The organism is Silvimonas amylolytica (assembly GCF_014645555.1).
In the GTDB taxonomy this organism is placed as follows: Bacteria; Pseudomonadota; Gammaproteobacteria; order Burkholderiales; family Chitinibacteraceae; genus Silvimonas; species Silvimonas amylolytica.
Window position 1 is genome coordinate 256,608 of the sequence record NZ_BMLY01000005.1, and the last position, 22,571, is coordinate 279,178.

The 22,571-nt window shown below is 57.6% G+C and carries 24 protein-coding genes; 5 read left to right on the plus strand and 19 right to left on the minus strand.

Features of this window, described 5'->3' with window-relative positions:
* Positions 1 to 3: 3 nt before the first annotated feature.
* Positions 4 to 843: a pantoate--beta-alanine ligase gene (gene panC, locus IEX44_RS15510; RefSeq protein ID WP_188695869.1), complete on the plus strand. Its 840-nt coding sequence runs from the start codon at positions 4 to 6 to the stop codon at positions 841 to 843.
* Between the two features lie 66 nt (positions 844 to 909).
* Here panC and IEX44_RS15515 read toward each other — a convergent pair whose 3' ends face one another.
* Positions 910 to 1,524 carry a LysE family translocator gene (locus tag IEX44_RS15515; RefSeq protein ID WP_188695873.1) on the minus strand — a complete coding sequence of 205 codons (615 nt, stop codon included), beginning with the start codon at positions 1,522 to 1,524 and terminating at the stop codon, positions 910 to 912.
* 113 nt (positions 1,525 to 1,637) lie between these two features.
* The gene (gene argA, locus IEX44_RS15520) at positions 1,638 to 2,951 is read right to left on the minus strand and encodes an amino-acid N-acetyltransferase (RefSeq protein ID WP_188695877.1); all 1,314 of its coding nucleotides are present in this window, start codon (positions 2,949 to 2,951) and stop codon (positions 1,638 to 1,640) included.
* Positions 2,952 to 3,233: 282 nt separating this feature from the next.
* Between argA and IEX44_RS15525 the strand changes: the two genes are divergently transcribed.
* Entirely contained in the window at positions 3,234 to 3,770 is a 537-nt protein-coding gene (locus IEX44_RS15525; protein ID WP_188695882.1) for an acyloxyacyl hydrolase, read from the plus strand.
* 70 nt (positions 3,771 to 3,840) lie between these two features.
* Here the strand turns inward: IEX44_RS15525 and nagA are convergent, their stop codons facing one another.
* From nagA to IEX44_RS15565, 8 genes are all read right to left on the minus strand, one after another.
* Positions 3,841 to 4,944 (minus strand): N-acetylglucosamine-6-phosphate deacetylase, encoded by a 1,104-nt coding sequence (nagA, locus tag IEX44_RS15530; protein ID WP_188695884.1) that lies wholly within the window; start codon positions 4,942 to 4,944, stop codon positions 3,841 to 3,843.
* Between the two features lie 114 nt (positions 4,945 to 5,058).
* A complete protein-coding gene (locus IEX44_RS15535) occupies positions 5,059 to 5,442 on the minus strand; it encodes a DUF2237 family protein (protein ID WP_188695887.1) in 384 nt (127 codons plus the stop codon).
* Positions 5,443 to 5,445: 3 nt separating this feature from the next.
* Positions 5,446 to 6,225, minus strand: coding sequence for an MBL fold metallo-hydrolase (locus tag IEX44_RS15540; RefSeq protein ID WP_188695890.1), 780 nt, complete (start codon positions 6,223 to 6,225; stop codon positions 5,446 to 5,448).
* Positions 6,222 to 6,998, minus strand: a complete 777-nt coding sequence (locus IEX44_RS15545) for a TatD family hydrolase (protein ID WP_188695892.1) — start codon at positions 6,996 to 6,998, stop codon at positions 6,222 to 6,224. Before IEX44_RS15545 ends, IEX44_RS15540 begins: the two co-directional genes overlap by 4 nt.
* A 110-nt stretch (positions 6,999 to 7,108) precedes the next feature.
* Positions 7,109 to 7,474, minus strand: a complete 366-nt coding sequence (locus tag IEX44_RS15550) for a PilZ domain-containing protein (protein ID WP_188695895.1) — start codon at positions 7,472 to 7,474, stop codon at positions 7,109 to 7,111.
* A gap of 5 nt (positions 7,475 to 7,479) precedes the next feature.
* Positions 7,480 to 8,496, minus strand: coding sequence for a DNA polymerase III subunit delta' (holB, locus tag IEX44_RS15555; protein ID WP_188695898.1), 1,017 nt, complete (start codon positions 8,494 to 8,496; stop codon positions 7,480 to 7,482).
* A complete protein-coding gene (tmk, locus tag IEX44_RS15560) occupies positions 8,493 to 9,146 on the minus strand; it encodes a dTMP kinase (protein WP_188695901.1) in 654 nt (217 codons plus the stop codon). The genes holB and tmk overlap by 4 nt, the downstream gene beginning before the upstream one ends.
* Positions 9,147 to 9,295: 149 nt before the next feature.
* Positions 9,296 to 9,733 carry a PilZ domain-containing protein gene (locus IEX44_RS15565; RefSeq protein ID WP_188695904.1) on the minus strand — a complete coding sequence of 146 codons (438 nt, stop codon included), beginning with the start codon at positions 9,731 to 9,733 and terminating at the stop codon, positions 9,296 to 9,298.
* A 220-nt stretch (positions 9,734 to 9,953) separates the two neighbouring features.
* Here IEX44_RS15565 and IEX44_RS15570 point away from each other — a divergent pair, with 220 nt between their 5' ends.
* On the plus strand, positions 9,954 to 10,751 hold the full coding sequence (locus IEX44_RS15570; protein WP_188695906.1) for a DODA-type extradiol aromatic ring-opening family dioxygenase: 798 nt from the start codon (positions 9,954 to 9,956) through the stop codon (positions 10,749 to 10,751).
* Between the two features lie 61 nt (positions 10,752 to 10,812).
* Here IEX44_RS15570 and IEX44_RS15575 read toward each other — a convergent pair whose 3' ends face one another.
* The 5 genes from IEX44_RS15575 to IEX44_RS15595 all read right to left on the minus strand — a co-directional run bounded on the left by IEX44_RS15575 (position 10,813) and on the right by IEX44_RS15595 (position 15,148).
* A complete protein-coding gene (locus IEX44_RS15575) occupies positions 10,813 to 11,439 on the minus strand; it encodes a PEP-CTERM sorting domain-containing protein (protein ID WP_188695909.1) in 627 nt (208 codons plus the stop codon).
* Positions 11,440 to 11,675: 236 nt separating this feature from the next.
* The gene (locus tag IEX44_RS15580; protein ID WP_188695912.1) at positions 11,676 to 12,251 is read right to left on the minus strand and encodes a PEP-CTERM sorting domain-containing protein; all 576 of its coding nucleotides are present in this window, start codon (positions 12,249 to 12,251) and stop codon (positions 11,676 to 11,678) included.
* A 266-nt stretch (positions 12,252 to 12,517) separates the two neighbouring features.
* Positions 12,518 to 13,291: a MetQ/NlpA family ABC transporter substrate-binding protein gene (locus IEX44_RS15585; protein ID WP_188695915.1), complete on the minus strand. Its 774-nt coding sequence runs from the start codon at positions 13,289 to 13,291 to the stop codon at positions 12,518 to 12,520.
* A 121-nt stretch (positions 13,292 to 13,412) separates the two neighbouring features.
* Positions 13,413 to 14,078, minus strand: coding sequence for a methionine ABC transporter permease (locus tag IEX44_RS15590; protein ID WP_188695918.1), 666 nt, complete (start codon positions 14,076 to 14,078; stop codon positions 13,413 to 13,415).
* Positions 14,075 to 15,148, minus strand: coding sequence for a methionine ABC transporter ATP-binding protein (locus tag IEX44_RS15595; RefSeq protein ID WP_229679214.1), 1,074 nt, complete (start codon positions 15,146 to 15,148; stop codon positions 14,075 to 14,077). Before IEX44_RS15595 ends, IEX44_RS15590 begins: the two co-directional genes overlap by 4 nt.
* Positions 15,149 to 15,636: 488 nt before the next feature.
* On the opposite strand from IEX44_RS15595, the gene IEX44_RS15600 reads away from it, so the two are divergent.
* Positions 15,637 to 16,452, plus strand: a complete 816-nt coding sequence (locus IEX44_RS15600) for a DUF4397 domain-containing protein (protein ID WP_188695920.1) — start codon at positions 15,637 to 15,639, stop codon at positions 16,450 to 16,452.
* Positions 16,453 to 16,584: 132 nt separating this feature from the next.
* Here the strand turns inward: IEX44_RS15600 and IEX44_RS15605 are convergent, their stop codons facing one another.
* From IEX44_RS15605 to IEX44_RS15620, 4 genes are all read right to left on the minus strand, one after another.
* Complete coding sequence (locus tag IEX44_RS15605; protein ID WP_188695925.1) at positions 16,585 to 17,793, minus strand: DUF2252 family protein; 1,209 nt, start codon at positions 17,791 to 17,793, stop codon at positions 16,585 to 16,587.
* Positions 17,794 to 17,862: 69 nt separating this feature from the next.
* Positions 17,863 to 18,108 (minus strand): hypothetical protein, encoded by a 246-nt coding sequence (locus IEX44_RS15610; RefSeq protein ID WP_188695928.1) that lies wholly within the window; start codon positions 18,106 to 18,108, stop codon positions 17,863 to 17,865.
* A gap of 26 nt (positions 18,109 to 18,134) precedes the next feature.
* A complete protein-coding gene (locus tag IEX44_RS15615) occupies positions 18,135 to 19,013 on the minus strand; it encodes a DNA/RNA non-specific endonuclease (RefSeq protein ID WP_188695931.1) in 879 nt (292 codons plus the stop codon).
* Positions 19,014 to 19,164: 151 nt separating this feature from the next.
* On the minus strand, positions 19,165 to 20,079 hold the full coding sequence (locus IEX44_RS15620) for an aspartyl/asparaginyl beta-hydroxylase domain-containing protein (RefSeq protein ID WP_188695934.1): 915 nt from the start codon (positions 20,077 to 20,079) through the stop codon (positions 19,165 to 19,167).
* A 544-nt stretch (positions 20,080 to 20,623) separates the two neighbouring features.
* Here IEX44_RS15620 and IEX44_RS15625 point away from each other — a divergent pair.
* On the plus strand, positions 20,624 to 22,540 hold the full coding sequence (locus IEX44_RS15625) for a carbohydrate-binding module family 20 domain-containing protein (protein WP_188695938.1): 1,917 nt from the start codon (positions 20,624 to 20,626) through the stop codon (positions 22,538 to 22,540).
* The last annotated feature ends 31 nt before the right edge of the window (positions 22,541 to 22,571 follow it).

Genomic DNA, 22,571 nt, shown 5'->3' on the forward strand with positions numbered 1-22,571 from the left:
GCCATGAAAATCATCCATACCATCGCTGAACTGCGCGCCTGGCGCGCCACCGTGGGCAAAGTGGCCTTTGTGCCTACCATGGGTAATCTGCATCAGGGTCATATGGCGTTGATCCGTGCCGCGCTTGAAGAGACCGACCATGTCGTCGTCAGCATCTTTGTGAACCGTTTGCAGTTTGGTCAGGGCGAAGACTTTGACCGTTATCCGCGCACGCTCGCGTCAGATGCTGCGCTGATTGAAGAAGTCGCACCCCATGCGGTGGTGTTTGCACCGGACGAAAAAGAGCTGTACCCGCATGTCGTGCAGCACTACAAGGTAGACCCGCCGGCCATTCAGGACGAACTCTGTGGCGCGTTCCGCCCGGGGCATTTCCAGGGTGTGGCCACGGTAGTGACCAAGCTCTTCAACATTGTTCAGCCGACCGTGGCTTGTTTTGGCAAAAAGGACTACCAGCAACTCTTCGTGATCCAGAGCATGGTGGAAGAACTGAACATGCCGCTGCAGATCATCCCGGTGGATACCGGCCGTGCCGAAACGGGTTTGGCACTGTCGTCCCGCAATGGGTACCTGAGCCCGGAAGAGCGCACCGAAGCCGCACGGATCTATTTCCATTTGACCCGCATGCGGGATGCCATCCTGGGCGGTGAGCGTGATTACGAGAAACTCGCCAACGAAACCATGGCCGATCTGACCGCTCGCGGGTGGGCCCAGATTGACTACGTAGAAGCCCGCAACGCACATACGCTCAAGCCGGCCACGCATACCGACCACCACATCGTATGGCTGATTGCGGCCCGTCTGGGCAAGACACGGTTGATCGATAATCTGGAAATCGACCTGTAACGGGCCCGGTTTAAGGCAAACAGAAACCCCGCATCGCGGGGTTTTTGTTTGGGCGTGTCTGCGAACTTACTTGCGTGCCAGCGCCAGCAAACCGCCCACGGCGAAAAATGCACCACCGCAACCGCGGTTGAACCAGCGTACCCGCTTGGGTTGCTGCAACCACGCGGCCAGACGCGCGCCGCCTGCGGCGTAGGCAATCTGCCAACTCGACTCAATGATGAAAAAGGAGACCAGCAGGACGCACCATTGCTGCTGCTGGGGCAGATGCGGATCAATGAATTGCGGCAGGAACGCACCCGCAAACAGAATGGCTTTGGGGTTAGACAACGCCACCGTCAGGCCCAGCCTGAAGCGGCTGGCCGTGCTATTGCTGTTGGCTTTTGGTAGCGCCAGTGTTTCCCCGGCTCGCCAGCATTGAATACCCAGATACACCAGGTAGGCTGCACCAACCAGCTTGAGCAACAGAAACAAAGTGGCCGAGGCGGCCAGAATGGCAGCCAGACCAAATGCCGATGCAGTGAACAACAGGGCCAGACCGGTACACGCACCTGCCATGGTTGCTGTTGTGGCTTTCCAGCCATAGCGCGTCCCGTGGGAGAGCATCAGCAACATGTTGGGGCCCGGCGTGGCAGAGATCAGCAAGGTGGTCAGCACAAACGCCAGCCAGAGATCGAAACGCATGGTATTTCCTTGGAGTACGGCAAAGACGACCGTCCGACTATACCGCCGTCATGCCTCTACCGACGAGATACAACGCCGGCCGCGCGCGACCAGTACAGCCCGGTGAGCAAGGCTCAGAGCAGCGACTTGATAAAGACCTTGGAGCGGCGCTGATAGTTGTAGAGGCTCTTTTTTTCCATCGGCAATTCGTCAACGGTGCCGTGGGTAAAACCGCGCTCGACAAACCAGTGCGAGGTTCGCGTGGTCAGTGCAAACAACGAGCGCAAACCCTGGCTGCGCGCTTGTTGTTCGACGTGGCGCAATAGCACAGCGCCACGATCTTCGTCGCGATAATCCGGGTGGACGACCAGGCAGGCCATCTCAGCCATCTGGCTATCCGGGAACGGGTGAACCGCCACACAACCGATGATCTTGCCGTCGTGCTCCAGCACGGAATAGCGGTTGATTTCACGCTCCAGCAACTCACGGCCACGCTTGACCAGAACGCCTTGTTCTTCCAGCGGTTCAATCAACTGCAACATGCCACCAACGTCATCAATCACGGCCTGGCGCAGGGTTTCCAGTGTCTCGCGAGAGATCATGGTGCCCACGCCTTCGTGGCTGAAGAGCTCCATCAACATGGCACCATCTTCGTTGTGGCTGACAAGGTGGGCCCGCGCCACGCCACGCCGCACGGCTTTGATGGCGCAAGGCAGGTACAGGCGTACGTCTTCGTTAACGTTGGGGTTGGCCGCCAGAAATTGCTCGGCTTCCAGCGCAGTCATCTCGGTCTGCAACTCGCCAGTGGCATCCACAACGCCTTCATGACCAAACAGGAACAGCAGTTTGTGTGCACGCAGGGCAATCGCGGCGCTGGTGGCAACGTCTTCCAGTGTCAGGTTGAACACTTCACCCGTGGGTGAGTAACCCAGCGTCGACAAGAGCACGATCTCGCCATCTTCCAGCCGGTAATTCACGGCCGTTGTATCTACCTTGCGTACTTCACCGGTGTACATCAGATCCAGTCCGTCACGTACGCCCATGGGTTGCGCGGTGACGAAGTTGCCGGCAGAGACGCGGATGTGCGCATTGGCCATGGGCGAGTTGGCCAGACCCATCGACAACAGGGACTCGATATCCACGCGAACCTGGCCGACGGCCTGAATCACGCATTCCAGGGTCTCTGCATCCGTCACCCGGACACCTTTGTGGTAATGCATATCCAGCCCGCGCTCAGCCATGCGGGTTTCGATCTGGGGACGCGCACCATGGACCACCACCAGACGCACGCCCAGGCTCGTCAGCAGATTGATGTCATGGGTAAGCGTAAAAAAGCGGCCGTCACGGACTACTTCACCACCTAGCGCAATCACAAAAGTACGCCCGCGAAAGGCGTGGATATACGGGGCGGCCTGACGAAACCACTGCACCAAATCACTGGACTGCATACACGCTCCAAAGGGGCCGCGCTGCGGGCGCGACGAGTTGGCGTCGGCGCGTGGCCGACTCTGTGCAATTGTAAGGCAAATGGCGGGTCATGATCTCATCATGACGATGCATCTTTAAAAGTGCAGAATTGCCACAAGATGCACCTGCAATTGTCATATCAGTAGTTGACCTGAAGGCGGTCAGGCTGGCCTGGTGCTAATGTGGCCCGGTTTTATTGTCCAGCTTGCCGAATGCTGTTTTTGCGCTTGAACAATTCCATTAACGAGTAATATACCTGCGCCATGAAAAAGACACTGTTTACCCTGCTGCTGACCGCCGCCACGCTGGCTAATGCCGCACCTTTTGATACCTTTAACGCCGCCATTGGCGAAACCACCCGCCCACATGGCGAGAACACGCCGAACACCTTGCGCCTTTCTGTGGGCTGGGATTGGGGCGTGCGCTGGTGGGAAACCAGCGTAGGTTATCTGACCGGCTACTGGGAATTTGCCGGTGGTGCGTGGCGTGTTCAGGACACGACCGCTTACGATGTGGATATCGTTCCGATGTTCCGTTACCAGTTCAAGAGTAGCGGCTGGTGTACCCCGTTTGTTGAGGCGGGTGTGGGCGTCGCCTATCTGACCGAGCACAAGATTGCGGATGATCACGATCTGACGTCTCATCCGCAATTCAGCGACCGCATCGGCGCGGGTTGTGGCTTTGATGCAGGCAAGCAGGAGCTGGGCATTAACTTCCACCACTTCTCTAACGCCGGCCTGGACAGACCAAACCCCGGCGTGGATTTCTTGCTGGTTCGTTACGGTTACCACTTCAACTAAGCCGCCTGTGGTGGATGAAAAAAGCCCGCAATGTGCGGGCTTTTTTCTTTTCGACTGGAACGTGCACAGGTCACGCAGCGTAAACCTGTTCACCCTCTACAAACACCTGTTGCACATTAAGCTGCCGATCCAGCACCACCCAGTCCGCCCACGCGCCAGTGCCAATCCGGCCGCGATCTGCGACGCCCAGATAGTCTGCCGGGTTGCGCGACAGGCGATGTGAAGCGTCTTCCAGCGTCAGGCCGATACTCACAAGGTTACGCAGGGCCTGATCCATGGTCAGCGCGCTACCGGCCAGTGTTCCATCTGGCAGCCGCACGCCACCCATGCATTTGGTGATAACACGACCTTCATCCTTGTCGTATTCACCATCAGGCAAGCCGGTGGCAAGTGAGGCGTCCGTCACGCAATAGAGCTTGGGAATCGCCCGCAAAGCCACCTTCATGGCGCCAGGGTGGACGTGGATCAAATCAGGAATCAACTCGCTGTATTCGGCATGCGCCAGCGCGGCCCCGACCATGCCAGGCGCGCGATGGCCCAGCGGTGACATGGCGTTGTACAAGTGAGTAAAGCCAGCCGCACCGCGCGCCAGGGCAGCGACGCCTTCTTCGTATGTCCCCAGAGAATGCCCGATTTGTGCACGCACGCCGCGTGCAGCCAGCCATTCGATGATGTCATGGTGCCCGGCGATTTCTGGCGACAGCGTGACAATGCGCACCGGCACCGTCGCCATATATTGTTCCAGTTCGGCAATCACAGCAGGCCGCGCATGATTGGGTAAACCGCCCAGGCGGCCGGGATTCACATACGGGCCTTCCAGATGCACGCCCAGAAAGCGCGTGCCGTGCTGCGGGCGGTGGGCGATGGGTTCGGCCAGTTCTTGCAACAGGGCATACAGGCGTTCATGCGGGGCGTTAACGGTGGTTGCCAGCAGTGAGGTTGTCCCGTAGCGCGCGTGCATGCGTGAGATGGTGACCGCATCGCTGGCCCCGTTCATGATATTGGCGCCGTCACCACCATGCACATGCAGATCAACAAAGCCGGGCAAGATGTAGAGGTCGTCGTTATCGTCGGGTGAGGCTGGTCGGGCATCGATCTGGCTAACGCGGCCGCCACGGGCATGGAGGGTGCCGTGACGCCAACCTGCCAGGGTCAGGATATTGCCGTGAAGCATGAACATCCCCTGTCTGTTTATGGATATGTGCGTTCTATTATGCGGGCAGCATGGCGCACGTGAGCAGGGCAGATTGGCTGGCGTTGTCTTGCGTGAGGGGCCGCTGACCGCGGATCAGTGTTTGGAGTAGTCGAGCGAGAAACTCACCAGGGTTTCTAGTGATACATGTTCCAGAATGGATTCATGCGTTGCCGCCATGACCACCTTGGGGGCAGTGCCAGCCGTTAACGCTTCAATCCAGCGTGAGGCACACAGGCACCAGCGGTCACCCGGTTTGAGGCCATCAAAGCCCCATTCCGGACGGGGCGTAGAAAGATCATTACCGCGTGATCTGGAGTACGCCAGGAACTCCGCCGTGACCTCGACACAGACCGTGTGTTTGCCGTGGTCGAGTGGGTGATCACGACAACAGCCATCACGCATGAACCCGGTCAGCGGGTCCATGCTGCATGCCACCAGTGGCATACCAAGTACGTTCAGATCCGGGGTCTGGGCCATGGTTTAGCGCTCCGCGGTGACTTGCAGCCCATCGTAGCCCACCTCAATGCCATCAGGCAGTCGGGCCGACAGGGCGTGGAATTCCAGTTCATGCGTCATGTGGATCAGCACGGTCCGACGTGCCTTGATCCGCTGCGCCGCTTCCAGTGCCTGGTCGACCCCAAAATGCGTGGGATGCGGAATCGGACGCAGGCAATCGAGAAACAACACGTCCAGATTTTCCAGCAGCGCAAAGCTCTCTTCGGGGATGTGTGAGACATCAGTCAGATAGGCCACATTGCCAACCCGATAACCCAGAATGGGCCATTTGCCGTGCATAAGCGGAATCGGCGTGATGGTTGTGCCCTTGAAATCAAATGCTTTGTCGTCGATTTCATGAAGCGTGAGCACCGGCTTGTCCCAGTACTCGCCGGGGGCCAGCAGTGTGTAGCTAAAGCGGCTTTTGATGTGCTCGGCCATCAAGGTATTGCCAAACACAGGAATGGCCGCGCGATTAAGCCAGCAAAAAGCGCGCAGATCATCAATGCCGTGCAGATGGTCGGCGTGGGGATGGGTGTACAGCACAGCATCGATATGCAGCAGCCCTTCACGCAGTACTTGCTGGCGAAGATCCGGGCCGGTATCGATCAACAACGTCAGACCATTGGCCTTGATGACGGCGCTGGCACGGGTGCGGCGGTTTTTCGGGTCTGTGGACGTGCAGGTAGCGCATTTGCAGCCCAGTGCGGGCGATCCCCCCGAAGAACCCACGCCCAGCAAGGTCACTTGCGCAGGCGCACTCATTGCATGCTCCGTGCTTTGGCAAACAACCGGAAAAAGTTTTCTGTGGTGACTTCAGCAATACGGTTCAACGGTTCCCCGCGTAGTTCCGCAATATGCTCGGCCACATGACGCACCCACGCTGGCTGGTTCATCTTGCCGCGAAAGGGTACCGGCGCCAGATAGGGCGAATCGGTTTCAATCAGCATACGTTCCAGCGGCACACGCTTGGCCACCTCTTTGAGCTCTTCGGCCTTCTTGAAGGTAACGATGCCAGAAAAAGAGATATAGAAATTGAGATCAATGGCCGCCTGGGCGACTTCCCAGCTTTCGGTGAAACAATGCATTACGCCGCCAAACTCGTCCGCACCTTCTTCTTTCATGATGCGGATCGTGTCTGCAGACGCCGAACGGGTGTGGATGATCAAGGGCAGCCCCGCTTTTTTCGCTGCACGGATGTGGGTGCGGAAACGCTCACGCTGCCATTCCAGGTCTCCCTCCAGCCGGTAATAGTCCAGACCGGTTTCACCAATGGCGATTACCTTCGGCTGTTTTGCCAGTGCCAGCAAACCTTCAACAGTCGGCTCTTCGGTGTCTTCGTAATCCGGGTGCACGCCGACTGACGCAAACAGGTTGGGCTGAGACTGGGCCAACGCCAATACGCCCGGCAAATCAGGCAGATTCACCGCGACCACCAGGGCATGGCTGACCTTGTTGTCGACCATGGCGGCCAGATGGTCATCCAGATGGGTGACGAGGTCAGGGAAGTTCAGATGGCAGTGTGAGTCGACAAACATGGGAGTCCAGTACGTGCGAGGCGATTGGCAGTCAGAAGCAAACAGGCCGCAAAAGTTGCGGCCTGTTTATTGTAAATCAATGAGTTGCTACCCTGGAACGGGTAGGCGTCCTACATGGTGTGCGTAGTCCGCGCAGATTGCAGGTAGCCGCCCAGCAATGCCTCAATTTTCTTGCGCGCTTGTGCGCCGGCTTCGTTACCGGAAAACCGCACACCAATACCTTGCTGGTGATTGTTGTGCGCGCCTTGCGGCGTCAGCCAGATCACATGACCTGACACCGCAATCTTGGCCGGATCGTCCAGCAAAGACAGCAGCATGAACACCTCGTCACCCAGCCGGTAGGGCTTGTTGGTCGGGATGAAAATACCGCCGCCTTTCACAAAAGGCATATACGACGCATACAGCGCCGCTTTTTCCTTGATGTTCAGCGATAGCACGCCAGGGCGGGTAGTCCCGGTGCGTACGGGTTCGTTCATGTGTTTTATCCTGTCAGCTTGCCGCGCAGTGCGGCCAGGTAGTCGAACAGCAACGATTCAAAAACCAGCCGCGCATTGAGCGGATGGTGCGCAAGGCGTTGTGCCTGCTGCAAGCGATCGACATAAGTCAGCATCCGGCTTGCTCTTGGCGCAAGTTTATTCAGCGCGGTCGTCCGATCTGGATAATAGCGAATCCGCCCGGACATGCCCAAAGTAATCAGATCATGGGTCCATTTTTGCAGCCATTCGATCACTTTGGCCGGGTCGACCTTCGCTTTTTCTATTTCGGCCGCAAGGCTCAATACATTGAGGGTTTGCGGCGCGCCAATTTGATCGAGCACGCTGTTGCGTAACGGCAACCATTCCGCTTCGGCGTCTTCCTGTGCCGCCAGCGGCGATCCCCCGGCATGCGCCAGGTGCAACGCGGCATCGTTCACGCCTTGTTGCTCCAGCCAGGTGGTGGCACTGGCGGTGTCTGGCGTGGATAAGGCCAGTACGCGGCAGCGACTACGGATGGTGGGCAACAAGCGGCGTGCCTGGTGGGTTACCAGAATGAACTGCGCGCCGGTTGGAGGCTCTTCAAGTGTTTTCAGAAAAGCGTTGGCCGCGGCCGTGTTCATCGCTTCAGCGGGATAGACCAGCGTGACCCGGGCCCCCTGGCGGTGGGCGGACAGGTTCACGAAATCCGTCAGATCACGGATATCTTCCACGCCAATGATCGGCTGTTTGCGTTTGGTTTTGGTCTCTTCGGCGTCTTCTTCTACCGGATCGCTCGGCGCCAGAATACGAAAATCGGGATGATTGCCCGCAGCCTGCCAGCGACAACCTTCGCATTCGCCACAAGGCGCGATGGATTTGTCTGGATGCTCGCACAGATACCAGGCGGCCAGACGCTCGGCAAAACGACGTTTGCCAATGCCTGGTTCACCTGTCAGCAGAAGTGCATGCGGTAGCCGCGCGGGGTCATGCATGAGCTGACGCCATTCAGCCTCTTGCCAGGGGTAGAGCGTGTACTGCGTCATGCCAGCGTCTCGTGCGCCCAGCCGCTGAGCAGTACGTGCAATTCTTGCTGGATGACCTCAATCGGGCGGGCCGCGTTAACGATGCGAAAGCGGTGTGGCGCCGCACGAGCCCGTTCAAGGTAGGCGTTGCGGACGCGCTCATGAAAGCTGGCTGCTTCGCGCTCGAAGCGGTCTAGCTCGCGGCTTTTGGCAATGCGGGCCTGGCTGACTTCGGGCGGGACATCAAATAACAAAGTGAGATCTGGCTGGATCATTTCACCACCGCGATCCTGAACCCAGCGTTCCAGGGCCTCGAACTTTTCCTTGGGCAGCCCACGGCCACCGCCTTGATAGGCGTAGGTTGCGTCACTGAAACGATCGCACAGCACCCACTCGCCACGCGCCAGCGCTGGCTCAATGATCCCTGCAAGGTGTTCGCGGCGTGAGGCAAACATCAAAAGCGCCTCGGTTTCCAGATGCATCGGTTCATTGAGCAGCAGTGCACGCAGTTTCTCGCCCAGCGGCGTGCCACCGGGTTCACGGGTCACAATGTGGGCGATTTTTTCGCTGGTCAGCCAGCGGTCAATCCAGGAAAGCTGAGTGCTTTTGCCCGCGCCATCGACACCTTCGACTGAGATGAAGCGGCCACGGGGGACAAGCTGGTTATGCATGGTGGAATGTGCCGGAAAATATGCAGTTGATTGTCGCACAGAACACTGGCTGGTGGGGCGGCCTGCAAGCCTGTGAGGCGGGAGTCTATCCGCAGGGTGAGCGCCTCCGGCACAACGCTTGGCCCCCCGAGCTTTCATTGCTGCGCGGCTTACTCCGGCTTCACGGCGACAGGTGCAGGTACGCGACCCGCGAGAATCTGCTTGAGCTGAGTCTTGCCTTCGTTCTTGAAGTCGACAAACTGGATGCCGGTGCGAAAGGTGTTGAACTCGCTGGAAAGCACGGTGTAGACCACTCTGCTTTTGACTTCCAGGATTTTGGGGCGCTGGCCCGCGGAGGAGGGCGGAATGCTGATCAGTACCGTGACGCGGTCAGACACCGGCAGACTGAAGTCCGAGTGCAGGCTCAGCCCGCTGGCGGAAATATCAAACGCGCGGCCGCGGAAAGACAGCCGCTCTTCGGTCTCGGAATAAACAATAGCCACGCGCCAGTTCACCAGATAACGGCTTTCCTTGCGCATGTCCTGAACGGGGATATCCCCGAAACCAGCACTGAAAAAATTGGGGCTGGGTACAGATTGGTCCGGCATGGGTATCGCTTGCAGTATCAATTTCTGCACACATTACAAGAAATTGGCCCAATCCGTTAAGTAGCAGACTAGCGTGGGGATATTTGAGACCACAGAAAACGCAGGACGAACCGGCATTGTCCCACTATTTGCAATAAATCATTGAGTCTGCCCATGTTTATGCATTGCGATGGCGGGTGCAAACTCACGTCAATCCAATGCATACCGAAGGAAAACCATCATGTCCCGCTTACCGACGCTGTTTGTGTCTCATGGCTCACCCATGCTTGCGCTGGGTGCTGGCGCGACGGGTGAGGCGTGGGCACGCGTGGCCGCCAGCTTGCCGCGGCCGCGTGCGGTACTCATGGTGTCCGCCCACTGGCATCACGAAAACAGTGGTGTAACCGCGGGCGATGATCTGGACACCATCCACGACTTTTATGGTTTTCCTGCGCCACTGTATGAACAGAGCTACCCGGCGGAGGGTGATCCGGCACTGGCGCGGGAAATCGCCGATGAGTTTGGTGAACTCGGCCTGACCGTGATCATGGACCCTGAACGGGGGCTGGACCACGGTGCATGGGTACCGCTCAAATCGATGTACCCGGAGGGTGATGTCCCGGTGATCCAGCTCGCACTGGATCTACGTCGGGATACGGACTGGCATTACGCCGTAGGTCGCGCACTGAACAAGTTGCGTGATGAAGGTGTCTTGATCATCGGCTCGGGCAGCATCACCCATAACCTGCGCGATATCGTGCCTGGCGTATCCAGTGGCCCGGAGGTGCCGGCTTACGTGCCGCAGTTCATGGACTGGATGCACGAACACGTCACCGCGCGTGATGTGGAAGGGTTGTTGAACTACCGGACCCAGGCGCCTGGCGGGGTGCGGGCCCACCCCTCGCAGGACCATATCTTGCCGTTGTTTGTGGCCATGGGCGCGGCGCATGAAGAAGTCGCGGTACGAGAATACACCGCCATTACCGAAGGTGCGCTGGGCATGGATATCTACCGCTTTGGTGAGATGCCGACGCAATAAACGCAGGCATCAGGTGACAAAAGGGCAGGTTGATCCTGCCCTTTTTGTTTTCGACCCCGGACTAGGCCGGCAAAGCGCGTTGCCGTTTGCGCCAGCGCGCTGCAGCAGGAAGAATCAGCCCGGCGAACAGCAGGGACCAGGTTTCCGGTTCCGGTACGCTGGGTACGGCGGTCAGGGTCCAGGCGCTGTAGTCAAATTTGTTCCAGCCCGGGAACAAACCGCCCATCCATTGGGTTGCGTTGGAAGGCGTGCCGTAATAACCAGAGACGTATGCGGTGAAACTGGCGTACTGCGGATCGCTGCTTGATTGTGGATCCCAAAGGATGGATAAGGGCTGCCCCATCCAGTTGCTGACAAACAGGAAGTTGTTTTGTGAGCCATCTACCGAAAGCGTGCCAAGGCCAGCCCCCGCTTGCGTGGCATCACAACAGGTGTAATCGGCGAAATCACTGCCCGGTGCATTGGTGAGCGGCGAGCCATTGAGCTCGCCCGTCACTGTGATCCAGATATTGGATAGATTGCTAATCAGATTGCCGGACAGATCGCCGTCGGCGTGGCCCTGAAACAGCACGCCATCATTGGGCAAGCCGGTCTGATTGATCTCAAAGCTGAAGTCAAATTGCTGGGCCGCACTGGTCCCGGCAGCCAGTAATGCGGCCAGTCCCAACGTCCAAAGGTTCATTCTCATCTCGCTCTCCACACAGAGTGTTGGCGGCGCCGCCTGTAGGGCGATTAGCGCCAACGGGTTGTGAGCGGGTATGGAATGGTCTTGTCAACGGTGTCTATAGCCACGCGCGGTGCTTGCTGCAATGCAAAAACCTGCCATCGATCAGTCGCGGGTTAATGGGCTGCCAGACGGCAGCCAAATAAAAAGGAGCAGGTTTGAATCTGCTCCTTTTTGCGTTACCTCGTTGAATGATCTGGTCAGGCTGAGACGAGCTCGATCGGGTTTGAGCGTGTCCGTCTTCTGGCCACCAGGGCGATGACGCCCAGACCGCCCGCCAGCAACAGCCAGCTTTCCGGTTCGGGCACAGCAGAAACCGCCGCCATGCTCCAGACCGTATTGATGTTGCTATTGCCAGACGGAAAGAAACCGCCGCTGACAACCCGGTTAGTCAGCATGTTGAAGCCGAATACCAGGGCTGCAGATTGGCCTGACAGCAAAGTTTGCGGCCACCAGACAAGATCGGAATGTCCGGAGGTGCTCTCCAGTACAAAACTGTTCTGGCTGCCATCCAGCGAAAACACCGCTGGTTTTTTGAGAGAGCAGCAACCAAAGGCACTGAAAGTGTCCAGTTCTGGCCAGATTGAACTGGTCAGGTGAACGTCGCTGATATTGGTCACCAGATTGCCGGTGAGTTCGCCGGTCAGATAACCAGAGAACGTCAGCAGGGTCTGATCACCCCGGGTTGCTGAATAGCTCACGTCAAACAGCGTGGCGTGGGCCATGGTACTAAGCAGCAAGGCGAGTAGCCCGCCGCACCAGGTTCGCATTTTCATGCTCTTCTCCTGAAGTGGTCGGAAATACCCCCGCTACGGCACTTAAATAACTTTCTCGTGACTGACTTTATATTTTGTTTTAAACGCTAATGGCTTTCGCTGATTACTTGTATAGCTTTCTTTTTGCGATGCAGCAAGAGCGTGCAAGGTAGAATAGCCAGGCGGTGGCCGATGAGTGAACCTGCTCACACAAAGGCCGGACCAGATATGGAAAAACCCAGCGTAAAGCCGGGTTTTTTAGCTACCAGCACTTTGCAGGCTGCTGATCAGAATGCAGGAACGACCGCGCCTTTGTACTTGTCCAGGATGAACTTCTTCGTTTCCGGGCTGGTCAGGGCCGCGGCCAGTTTCTTCATCGCATCGCTATCTTTGTTGTCCGGACGGGCAACCAGATAGTTCACGTACGGCGACTGGGCACCTTCGATCGCCAATGCGTCGCGAGTCGGGTTCAGCTTGGCTTGCAGGGCGTAATTGGTGTTGATCAGTGCCAGATCAACCTGGTTGAGCACGCGCGGCAGGGTGGCGGCTTCCAGTTCACGGAACTTCAGATGCTTGGGGTTCTGGGCGACGTCTTTGGTGGTGGACAGAATGTTGTTGCTGTCCTTCAGTTTGATCACGCCTTCCTTGTCCAGCAGCAGCAGGGCACGGCCGCCGTTGGTCGCATCGTTCGGGATGGCGACGGTTGCGCCGTCAGCCAGATCACCCAGCTTCTTCACCTTGCTGGAATACGCGCCAAAGGGCTCAACATGCACGCCAACCACAGTGACCAGATTGGTACCTTTGCCTTTGTTGAACTCGGTCAGGTACGGCTTGTGCTGGAAGAAGTTGGCGTCCAGACGCTTCTCGGAAACCTGGATGTTCGGTTGAACGTAGTCGGTAAAGACTTTGACATCCAGATCCACGCCTTCTTTGGCCAGGATCGGCTTCACGAATTCCAGGATTTCAGCATGTGGCACGGCCGTGGCAGCGACAGTCAGCTTTTCGGCTGCGTGTGCATTGAAAGCCAGCGCAGCGGCCAGCAGAGTCAGCAGTTTTTTCATTATTGCGGTTTCCTTTCGCAGTGTTGTCCCGCCGCCCTGTAACAGGCAGCGGTCGGGTTTTTCAGAGTTTTGGGCAGGACTGGGTCAACAGCCGTAAAGCAAGAGCATGACGGTGCCCTGTTTATTTGCGGGAGAAATGCACGACCAGTTTGTCGCCGATCATTTGCAGAATCTGCACCAGCACGATGAGGATGATCACGGTGACCACCATCACGTCCGTCTGAAAGCGCTGATAGCCATAGCGGATAGCCAGATCACCCAGACCGCCACCGCCGACCACGCCGGCCATCGCGGTATAGCTCACCAACGTAATGGCAGTGACAGTGGCGCCAGCCAGAATGCCCGGGCGGGCTTCAGGCAGCAGTGCACCGGTAATGATCTGGCGTGTCGTCGCGCCCATGGCCTGCGTGGCTTCGATGATGCCGCGATCAACCTCGCGCAGGGCGGTCTCTACCAGCCGGGCAAAGAAGGGCGTTGCACCGATCACCAGCGGTGGGATCGCACCTGCCACGCCCAGCGAGGTACCGGTCAAGAAGACGGTGAACGGGATCATGACGATCAGCAGAATCACAAATGGCACGGATCGCAGCACGTTCACTACAAAAGACAGAATGCCGTAGACCGCCGGTTGGTCCAGCAGTTGTTTGCGGCCGGTCAGGAACAGCAACACGCCCAGCGGCAAGCCCAGCACCAGCGTAAAAAAGAGCGAGCCGCCCAGCATCAGCAGCGTGTCTTGCGTGGCCTGCCAGATGTCTGACCAGTCCACATTGGTAAAGAGTTCGTTCATCCGCGCAGTACCTCCACGGTCAGGCCGGCATCGGCAAAGGATTGCAGGGCGGTATCCGGATTGCCGCCGGTAATCGAGAGGATCAACTGGCCGTAGGGTGTGTCTTTGATGCGGTCAATGCGGCCAGACAAGATAGAGAAGTCGATGCCACTTTCGCGCGCGACGCGGCCCAGGACCGGTTCATAAGTCTGCTCGCCCTGGAACGTCAGGCGCACGATGCGGCCGGGCACGTGCGCAAAAGCATCGTGTTCTTCCGCTTCATCGACGTTTTCGGCTTCTTGCACAAACCGCTGGGTGGTGATGTGCTGCGGATGCAGGAAGACATCCGCCACATTGCCGACTTCTACAACCTTGCCGGCATCCAGCACCGCGACCCGATCACCAATACGACGGATCACATCCATCTCGTGCGTGATCACCACAATGGTCAGATTGAACTCGCGGTTGATCTCGGCCAGCAGTTGCAGCACCGACTGGGTGGTTTGCGGGTCCAGCGCGCTGGTGGCTTCATCACACAGCAGCACCTTGGGGTTGGTCGCCAGCGCGCGGGCAATGCCCACGCGTTGCTTCTGGCCGCCCGACAACTGCGCCGGGTATTTGCCGGCATGATCAGATAAACCCACGCGCGCCAGCAATTGCGCCACGCGTTCTTTGATTTGCGTGGCGGAATACGTACCGGCCAGACGCAGTGGAAACGCCACGTTGTCGGCGACGGTTTTGCTGGAAAGCAAATTGAAGTGCTGGAAAATCATGCCGATACCGCGGCGCTGTTCACGCAGTTGATCGGTGTTACTGGCACTGATTTCCTGGCCATCGACCAGCACGCGGCCCGAAGTGGGTTTTTCCAGCAAGTTGATCAGTCGTACCAGCGTGGACTTACCCGCGCCGGAGTGGCCGATGATGCCAAAAATTTCACCGGCTTCAATCTTCAGATCAATGCCGTTGAGCGCCGGAACGGCCCGGCCATCCACATCAAATGATTTGTGGACATCAATGAATTCAATCACGTAGCAACCTTGTGGGTTACGGAAATTATGGAAATTATCGGGCGTGTTGAGCCTGGCCGCCATGTTAATGCGTCGGCTTATGTCTGCAAAATCTTTGTAAACCTATGAATATTTCAGATTGGCATGAAGCACAGCGGGCGCGGCCTGGCGGCACGTTCGGGTCACAGCACGAAGGACGTGATTATACCGCGCCGCAGCAACGAGGCGGCCACCGACAGTCTGACATCCATGTCCAGCCGCATTTTGGTATCAGGGCGACAGATGTTGTCCGGTTGGGGCCGACAGCGATGATTGCCTGATGCCGCCCATATCAAGGCCGGCATCGTTGATTTAACAGGGCTCGACGAAAATAACCGGGTCAGCGTTATCTCACATATCCAGTATCCGGTTCATTGCGTTTAAAACACAATTTGTCAGAACTTGTCAGTTTATTCCTGGTTTAAACAAGGATACATGCCGGTATGACGGTTTGAATTGGCGACTTATCTTTCGCATCACAACCGCTTGATTTGCAATTGCAGATCAGTCCAATTGATCGAAGGAGAAACAACATGTCGGGTGCCAATGAGAGTTACAAAAAGCGTACGTTGTCCGGCTGGTTCAAGGCCGTTGCACTGATTGCCGGCCTGGGCTCACTCTTGCTGTTGACCGCTTGCGGCGGCGATGATGGCCCGGATGACCGACTGGGTTTGAGCAAACCGGCCGTGCGTCTCATCAACGCCTTCCCCGATGGCCCGACGATCGATGTTGCAACCAACGGTACCAATTCCGCTTCTGGCCTCGCCTATCTGGGCGTGAAGGCTTACTACGATGTGGATGACACCTCTACGACATTAACGGCCATGCTGGCGGGAACGACCACACCAGTCTCAAGCGCGACCTTCAATGCCGCCACCGGCCACAAATACACGTTCGCCTTTGTAGCGGGCACCAGCGCGGCCAATGATTCTGTGCTGATTGATGATCCGTATGAAAAAGGACTGTTGTCCAATCAGGCGCGCGTCCGCGTATTGAATGCCGCCTTTAATGCGGGTGCGGTGGATGTTTATATCCTCAAATCGACAGACTCTCTGGCTTCGGCCACGCCTGTGGCGGGCAATGTTGGCTTCAAGACTGCTTATCCGGCCTCGGGTAATGATTCGATCGATCTGGACGGCGGCGCCGTGACGGTGGTGGTGACCAACACGGGTTCCAAGACCCCGATCTTTACCTCAACCCAGACTTCACTGGATGACAATGCCGATTGGTTAATCACCGTGGTGCCGCAACAGGGTATTGCCGCAGTGACACCCAATGCAGTGAAAGTCCTGGTTGTAAAAACCAACGATACGGATAACCCGGGATTTGAATTGACCGCGGCATCTTGATTGCTGGTTTGGGGCATTGACCGGAATAAAACAAAAAGACCGCCATGATTGGCGGTCTTTTTATTGGGTGGGGCTTTGAAGCGTTGATTGCAAGCTTATGGCCAATTGGTCTGCCGTTTCACCAATCAGTGATTATCCAGAATGCCCGACTGGATGCGTCGACAGCGCATAACGGCGGCAATGTTCCAGATATCCTTGTTCATGGCTGCCTACCAGTTCCACCACGCTTTGCCACAGCCAGGAGGGGGCTTCCAGATTCTTGCCACGCCGCTGACGCAGTTCGCCCAGCCAGGCTTTGCGGTCGTCTTCATCCATTTGCCGGGCATGCGCATTGCCGACGATACGGGCCAGATAATGCGCTACGCGCATGGCTTCGCCGGTTTCCATGATATCGATATCCAGTTTCAGATCCTGGGGTAGTAGTTCGCGGATGAACACGCCCTGGTCCATAAAACGTGCCGCCACCAACCGGTCACCCAGTGCGGGCGATAAATGCTGTGCCCCTTGCTGTACGCGCTGGCTGTTGTCTCGTGGCATGTGCGCGTGGGCATGGCGCGGGGCGGCGGCCTGCACGGCTTGTTTGATATCCATCAGGCAATAATCCCGGTCTTTGCCGTTGCCCACACCCAGCAAGACGGCATAGCGCAAGAGGCCAAGTGAACTGCACCCTTTCACCCAATAAGCGGCATCCAGGAGTGTGACCGGGGCGTCGTCCTCGCGAGATTTCAGCTTTGTGGCCAATTGTTTGAGTTCTGGCTGGGCAAACAACGTGCGCAGGGCCGCACGTTCTTCGCGCGAGAGGGGCCAGAAATGCCCGCTTCGCGGGATCACGGGGTCGGTGTCGTTGATGCGCTCTTTGGCCAGTTGCTTCCAGGTTCGGGTGGTGGCTTCACGCATCACCAGTTTGACTGCTTCAGGTTTGTGCTTTGGGTGATGTAGTTTGCCGCTGAACGATTGCTCGTAGCCGCGCACCATTTCTTCAAGCATGCGGGCAATGACCATGCCAGGCAGCCGGCTACCCCGGCCTGCAGTGGCCAACGATAAACCCAGCCGCACCAGATCATGAGCCGGGTTGCCAATGACGGTCTGGTCCAGATCGCGAATCTGGATTTCAACATCGCCGTCGGCGTATGCCAGCGGCCCCAGATTGCCTACGTGGCAGTCACCACAAATCCACACTGCGGGGCCGTGAGGCAAGGCGTGGCCGCGCTGGCTGTGCAGCCACTCGTAAAACTGAACGGTATTGCCACGCACGTAGGCATGCGGCGAACGTGCCATTTTCAGGTTGCGCCGGGCCAGCAAAACCGGGCGGCGTTCGTCGGGTCTGGGGAGTTTCTTCATGGTGTGATGGCGGGTGGTTGCAATGTTTCATGCTAGGTCCCGCTGTCAGACCATGCTGTCAGAGGCGCGCTAAAACGGGTTGTCCGTTTCGCTGATTCTGGCGGCCGTGATGTGTGCTGGCAGCGTTTGTGCCTGCAAGGCGGTCACGATCTCGTTGAGCGCTTCTCGCAGGGCCAGTGCTGCGGCCAGACCGTGCTCATCCCGGGTCAAGTCCAGATTGCCGTAGACGCTGACGCGATCGAGCCTGTTTTCCAGCGTCAGACCGGCAACTTCCAGTACGTCAGCTTCATTGGCGTATGGGGTAAACGTGGCCATGCAAACCTCTACGGAGCGTGTACGGGTTAAAGGGCGCGGATGAGTTGATGCAGCAAATGCATCAGTTCACGTTCCATCCAGCGTATCAGTTCGTTTTCCAGCCCGCTGCCACGATTGCCACGGGGTGTGCCATGGCTGTTGCTGCTGGCCGATTGTGGCGGTGGCAGCACCATTGCCCGGTTACGTGCTGCTTCCGGCAGTGCCGGAAACGGGTTGATGCCGGTGCGTTGTTGTAACTGGGCAATGGAGACGACTTCATAGTCCTCACCCGGCCCATTCGGGGTGATATAGGCAGCGGCTTGCTGCTTGCGGGGGTTGTATACCGCTTTGTACAGATGCGTGGGCACCAGTACCCGGCCGTTCAGGCGCTTGATGCTGCTGCCTTCAAACATCGGGCCGGTGACCACGTAGACCTCGCCGTCGCGCACCGCCATGTCTCGCACCGATGATTCAATCCCTGCCCACAAACCCCGGTTGTTTTCGGGCGATTGGGGAATCATGTTGGCCAGACTGAAGCTTTGCCCTTGCGCCGTTTTGTCCGGCATGTCCCCGTTGGGGCTCATATGGCCACGATCAAAACCGCTGTGGACGTAATCTTCCAGCGTGGGGTGTGGCATCCTGGCGAGTGCGGGTTCTTCATGGAAGGTATCGGTACGCACCAGTTCACGCGCCGATTGCACGCTTTGACGGGTGATGTGTTCTGCGGACCACAACGGCGTGAGCGAGACGCCCGAATACAACACGGCAAAAGCATCAAAACAGAGGGCTTTGGTGTTGTGTTCCAGCCGCGCGTTGTAAAGGTCGGGCGCATCGCCATTGAAAAAACGGGCAGGGCACTGGCTGGCAGCAGCATGGGCCAGTGTGGTTGCGGCCAGCAAGACGGCCGCGATAGTCGAACGAAGCATGGGTGTTTTTATCTGGACGGGCAAACGGACGCCAGACTACAAACAGTACCGCTCGCTGTCGAGCACCCCTTGCCATTGCTACACGGCCAGGTGGTACGCCTCACAGCCGGTTTGACTGTGGCAAAGGTGTTCCGGCCCGGATCAGATCAGATCAGATCAGAAAGAACAAACCTGCCACCGTCAGAATCAGCGCCACGCGGGTAGCGCGGTAGATGCGCGGGTTCCAGCGTTTGAAGCGCTTGCGTTGTTCTCCCACCCAGTCCGCATAACGGAACAACCGGCTGATCAGGCCTAGATGGTCACCATCGTGATTGGGTGACGACGCGGCGGCCACGATATGTAGCCCAACCCACCGATTCACCGCACTGGCCCAGCGGTAACGCATGGGGCGCTCAATATCGCAGAACAGGATCAACCGGCCTTTGCCGCTGTGGTTTTCCGCGCGGTGAATATAAGTCTCATCAAAGACCACGCCTTCACCGTCACGCCAGCTGTAACGCACACCATCGACCTCGATATAGCAGCGGTCATCGTTGGGCGTAATCAATCCAAGGTGATAACGCAGGGAACCGGCATAGGGATCGCGGTGCGGGTTGAGTTTGCCGCCATCGGGCAGCCAGGCAAACATGGCGGCCTTGACGCTTGGCAGGTTGCGCAACAGCGCGGTGGTGCGCGGGCAGAGGGTTTCGGCAGACGGGTGACTTTCGCCGTACCACTTCAGATAAAACCGTTTCCAGCCGTACTTGAAAAACGAGTTGAACCCCGCGTCGTCGTTATGTTGCGCGGCGCGGATTTCCTGTGCTTGCAGCAAGCGAGCGCCTTCGTCGCGGATTTCCTGCCAGTGACTTTGCAAATATTTGAGGTCAGGGAAGGCGCTGACCGGCAGAAACGGGGTCTCCGGCACGCTGGAGAACGCATACATCAGCACATTAAGCGGTGCCGCGACCGAGGAGTGATCAAACACCTGATGGCGCAATGAGTGTCGCACCCTGCCACGCAAATGCACACGCAAGATGGCCGTTGCCAGCAACAGGACCAGTGCAGCCTTGATGACCAGATTTTCCATGGAGTTCTCCCGTGAGGGTGCAAACCGGGCACATCATGATCTGCGGTTGTATGGGCGTGCTGGCTCAAGCCCGAAGGGCACTGATGGGCTGAGTATGCGCGTAATGACCAGCCCTGTCCGTCAGCCATTGAGATGTTTGTCATGAGGCAGGCATCCCGGCGAGATGTAGTCACACTCTGACAACACAGGGCGTGTTTACATGTCTTTTTTCGCTGATTCACACCGGTTTTAACGTGTGAATGGCAGCACTTCGCACCCATTTAGACACCGCTTGTCGGAAGGGTAAGGTATTGATGCAGTGCGGAAAAAATGCCTTTTGACTGATACATTCGTCATGCAGACGGCATAGATGCTCGGTCGACCCTTTCGTAGGCGATCAGCTTGTAGCGGGTTTCATAAAAGATTGGTAGTTGAGTACAGAAAATGGGCTGTTTAGGCTGATTTGCGAAATCCAAACCGGTTTGATTGGTCGGGTTTCAGGCGGCAGATGGAGGAGCGTTTGCCACAACGTCGAGGTCATACACACTAAAAAGGCCGAGCAAAAATGAAAGTTGCATTCACAGTCACAAGCAGTCTGTTGTGCGCGGTTCTGGCCGCATGCGGCGGCAGTAACGACGCCGTTGCAGCCACGACCACCACGACATCAAGCAGTTTCAATCCGGCGTATACGTCGGTGCAGATGTTCCACTGGAAATGGACTGACATCGCCAAGGAATGTACGGACTTCCTGGGCCCCAACGGCTATGGCGCGGTGCAGATTTCACCGCCGCAGGCATCCAAGATTGCCGGTGCATGGTGGGACATGTTCCAGCCGGTGAACTACGGTTCGCTGACCAGCCGCATGGGTAACGAGAGCGATCTGCAAACGATGGTCAGTACCTGCCACGCCGCTGGCGTGCGCGTGTATGCGGACATCGTGGTTAACCAGCTCTCGCAAGACTCCAGCAGCGCCTACAGCGCGACGGATGGTTCAAGCTGGAATGCCAGTACGCTGACTTATCCGCAGTTCTCCACCAATGATTTCCACAGCCTGTGCCAGATCCAGTCCAGCGATTACGGCACGCCTGGCAATCGCAACAACGTGATGTTCTGTCGCCTGAATAACCTGCCAGACCTGGCGACCGAAAGCACCTATGTGCAAGGCGTGATTGCCACGTACATGAAAAAACTGCTGTCGCTGGGTGTGGATGGGTTTCGCATCGATGCCGCCAAGCACCAGCAACCGGATGCACTCAACACCATCCTGAACACTGTGAAATCCAGTTATCCAACCACGCTGGCCGGCGAAAGCCTCTGGGTGACGCAAGAGGTGATTCCGGATGGCAATGTGGTGCGATCGGATTACTTCCAGAACGGCACGCTCAACGAATTCCAGTTCACCTATGCCATTCGCGACACATTCCGCAACAACAATGGCCTGAACCTGGCTTCGCTCCCGACCGTCATGGGCTCGCCGGGCAACTGGGGCGGTACGTGGGGCTTTGTACAGCCGGCCAATGCCGTGGTGTTTGTGGATAACTGGGATACCGAACGCAGCGGTACGGATTCGCTCAACGCGAGCAATTACACCGGCGCCACCAACGATGCCTCTGGCACCAAGCGCTTTGATCTGGCCAATATCTTTATGCTGGCCTGGCCGTACGCCAGCCAGGTGCAGGTGATGTCGGGCTATCGCTTCACCACCACCGACCAGGATGCGCCGACCGCTAGCCCGTATGACAGCAGCGGCAACGCCCAGATCAATGTGAACTGGGACTTCGTCCACCGTTGGGGCGATATTGCCAACATGGTGAAGTTTCGTACGGCGACCAATGGTCAGGGCGTCAGCAACTGGACGACCGGTAACGGCAACCAGATTGCCTTCAGCCGCGGTGCTGTGGGTTTCGTCGCACTGAACAACGACACCAACGCCTGGACGCAGAGTTTCCAGACAGGCTTGCCAGCGGGGACTTACTGCAACGTCGTGCACGGTCTGGCCACCAGTACCGGTTGCGCCAGCGATAGTGTGACTGTTGATGGCAACGGCTATGCCACGATCACTCTGCCAGCAAACGGCGGTTCCACCGTGCCTGCGGTAGCGATCTACACCGGCCAGAAATCGGGCAGCGGCGGTTCGTCTGGCGGTGGTTCGGGTTCGGGTACTTGCGCGGTGACGTTCACCATTGCCAATGCCAACACGGTCTTTGGCCAGAATCTGTACGTCGTTGGTAACCAGACAGCGTTGGGTAACTGGACTCCGGCCAGCGGCTTTGCGCTGACCATCCAGGGCAGTGGTGCCAATGTGCCTTGGACCGGCACCGTATCGCTGCCAGCAGGTACGGCGATCCAGTACAAGTATGTGAAATGGAATGGCGCCACGGCGGCATGGGAAAGCAATCAATCCACCAGCAGTGGCAACCGTGAAGTGACCACATGCACCTCCGGTAGCCAGTCATTCAATGATGGTAGTTTCAAGTCATAAGGCTTGATTGGCAGCAACAAAAAAAGCCGCG

What these genes read in the sequence shown, in the direction of transcription:
- IEX44_RS15565 (WP_188695904.1), bottom strand. Translation starts at nt 9,733, where the DNA reads ATGCCGGACCAATCTGTACCCAGCCCCAATTTTTTCAGTGCTGGTTTC.
- IEX44_RS15595 (WP_229679214.1), bottom strand. Translation starts at nt 15,148, where the DNA reads ATGGCGGCCAGGCTCAACACGCCCGATAATTTCCATAATTTCCGTAAC.
- IEX44_RS15615 (WP_188695931.1), bottom strand. Translation starts at nt 19,013, where the DNA reads ATGCTTCGTTCGACTATCGCGGCCGTCTTGCTGGCCGCAACCACACTG.
- IEX44_RS15590 (WP_188695918.1), bottom strand. Translation starts at nt 14,078, where the DNA reads ATGAACGAACTCTTTACCAATGTGGACTGGTCAGACATCTGGCAGGCC.
- IEX44_RS15610 (WP_188695928.1), bottom strand. Translation starts at nt 18,108, where the DNA reads ATGGCCACGTTTACCCCATACGCCAATGAAGCTGACGTACTGGAAGTT.
- IEX44_RS15515 (WP_188695873.1), bottom strand. Translation starts at nt 1,524, where the DNA reads ATGCGTTTCGATCTCTGGCTGGCGTTTGTGCTGACCACCTTGCTGATC.
- IEX44_RS15545 (WP_188695892.1), bottom strand. Translation starts at nt 6,998, where the DNA reads ATGTTTGTCGACTCACACTGCCATCTGAACTTCCCTGACCTCGTCACC.
- IEX44_RS15580 (WP_188695912.1), bottom strand. Translation starts at nt 12,251, where the DNA reads ATGAAAATGCGAACCTGGTGCGGCGGGCTACTCGCCTTGCTGCTTAGT.
- IEX44_RS15620 (WP_188695934.1), bottom strand. Translation starts at nt 20,079, where the DNA reads ATGGAAAATCTGGTCATCAAGGCTGCACTGGTCCTGTTGCTGGCAACG.
- IEX44_RS15585 (WP_188695915.1), bottom strand. Translation starts at nt 13,291, where the DNA reads ATGAAAAAACTGCTGACTCTGCTGGCCGCTGCGCTGGCTTTCAATGCA.
- IEX44_RS15540 (WP_188695890.1), bottom strand. Translation starts at nt 6,225, where the DNA reads ATGAGTGCGCCTGCGCAAGTGACCTTGCTGGGCGTGGGTTCTTCGGGG.
- IEX44_RS15605 (WP_188695925.1), bottom strand. Translation starts at nt 17,793, where the DNA reads ATGAAGAAACTCCCCAGACCCGACGAACGCCGCCCGGTTTTGCTGGCC.
- IEX44_RS15625 (WP_188695938.1), top strand. Translation starts at nt 20,624, where the DNA reads ATGAAAGTTGCATTCACAGTCACAAGCAGTCTGTTGTGCGCGGTTCTG.
- IEX44_RS15570 (WP_188695906.1), top strand. Translation starts at nt 9,954, where the DNA reads ATGTCCCGCTTACCGACGCTGTTTGTGTCTCATGGCTCACCCATGCTT.
- IEX44_RS15535 (WP_188695887.1), bottom strand. Translation starts at nt 5,442, where the DNA reads ATGGCCCAGACCCCGGATCTGAACGTACTTGGTATGCCACTGGTGGCA.
- IEX44_RS15525 (WP_188695882.1), top strand. Translation starts at nt 3,234, where the DNA reads ATGAAAAAGACACTGTTTACCCTGCTGCTGACCGCCGCCACGCTGGCT.
- panC (WP_188695869.1), top strand. Translation starts at nt 4, where the DNA reads ATGAAAATCATCCATACCATCGCTGAACTGCGCGCCTGGCGCGCCACC.
- argA (WP_188695877.1), bottom strand. Translation starts at nt 2,951, where the DNA reads ATGCAGTCCAGTGATTTGGTGCAGTGGTTTCGTCAGGCCGCCCCGTAT.
- IEX44_RS15600 (WP_188695920.1), top strand. Translation starts at nt 15,637, where the DNA reads ATGTCGGGTGCCAATGAGAGTTACAAAAAGCGTACGTTGTCCGGCTGG.
- holB (WP_188695898.1), bottom strand. Translation starts at nt 8,496, where the DNA reads ATGACGCAGTACACGCTCTACCCCTGGCAAGAGGCTGAATGGCGTCAG.
- IEX44_RS15550 (WP_188695895.1), bottom strand. Translation starts at nt 7,474, where the DNA reads ATGAACGAACCCGTACGCACCGGGACTACCCGCCCTGGCGTGCTATCG.
- tmk (WP_188695901.1), bottom strand. Translation starts at nt 9,146, where the DNA reads ATGCATAACCAGCTTGTCCCCCGTGGCCGCTTCATCTCAGTCGAAGGT.
- IEX44_RS15575 (WP_188695909.1), bottom strand. Translation starts at nt 11,439, where the DNA reads ATGAGAATGAACCTTTGGACGTTGGGACTGGCCGCATTACTGGCTGCC.
- nagA (WP_188695884.1), bottom strand. Translation starts at nt 4,944, where the DNA reads ATGCTTCACGGCAATATCCTGACCCTGGCAGGTTGGCGTCACGGCACC.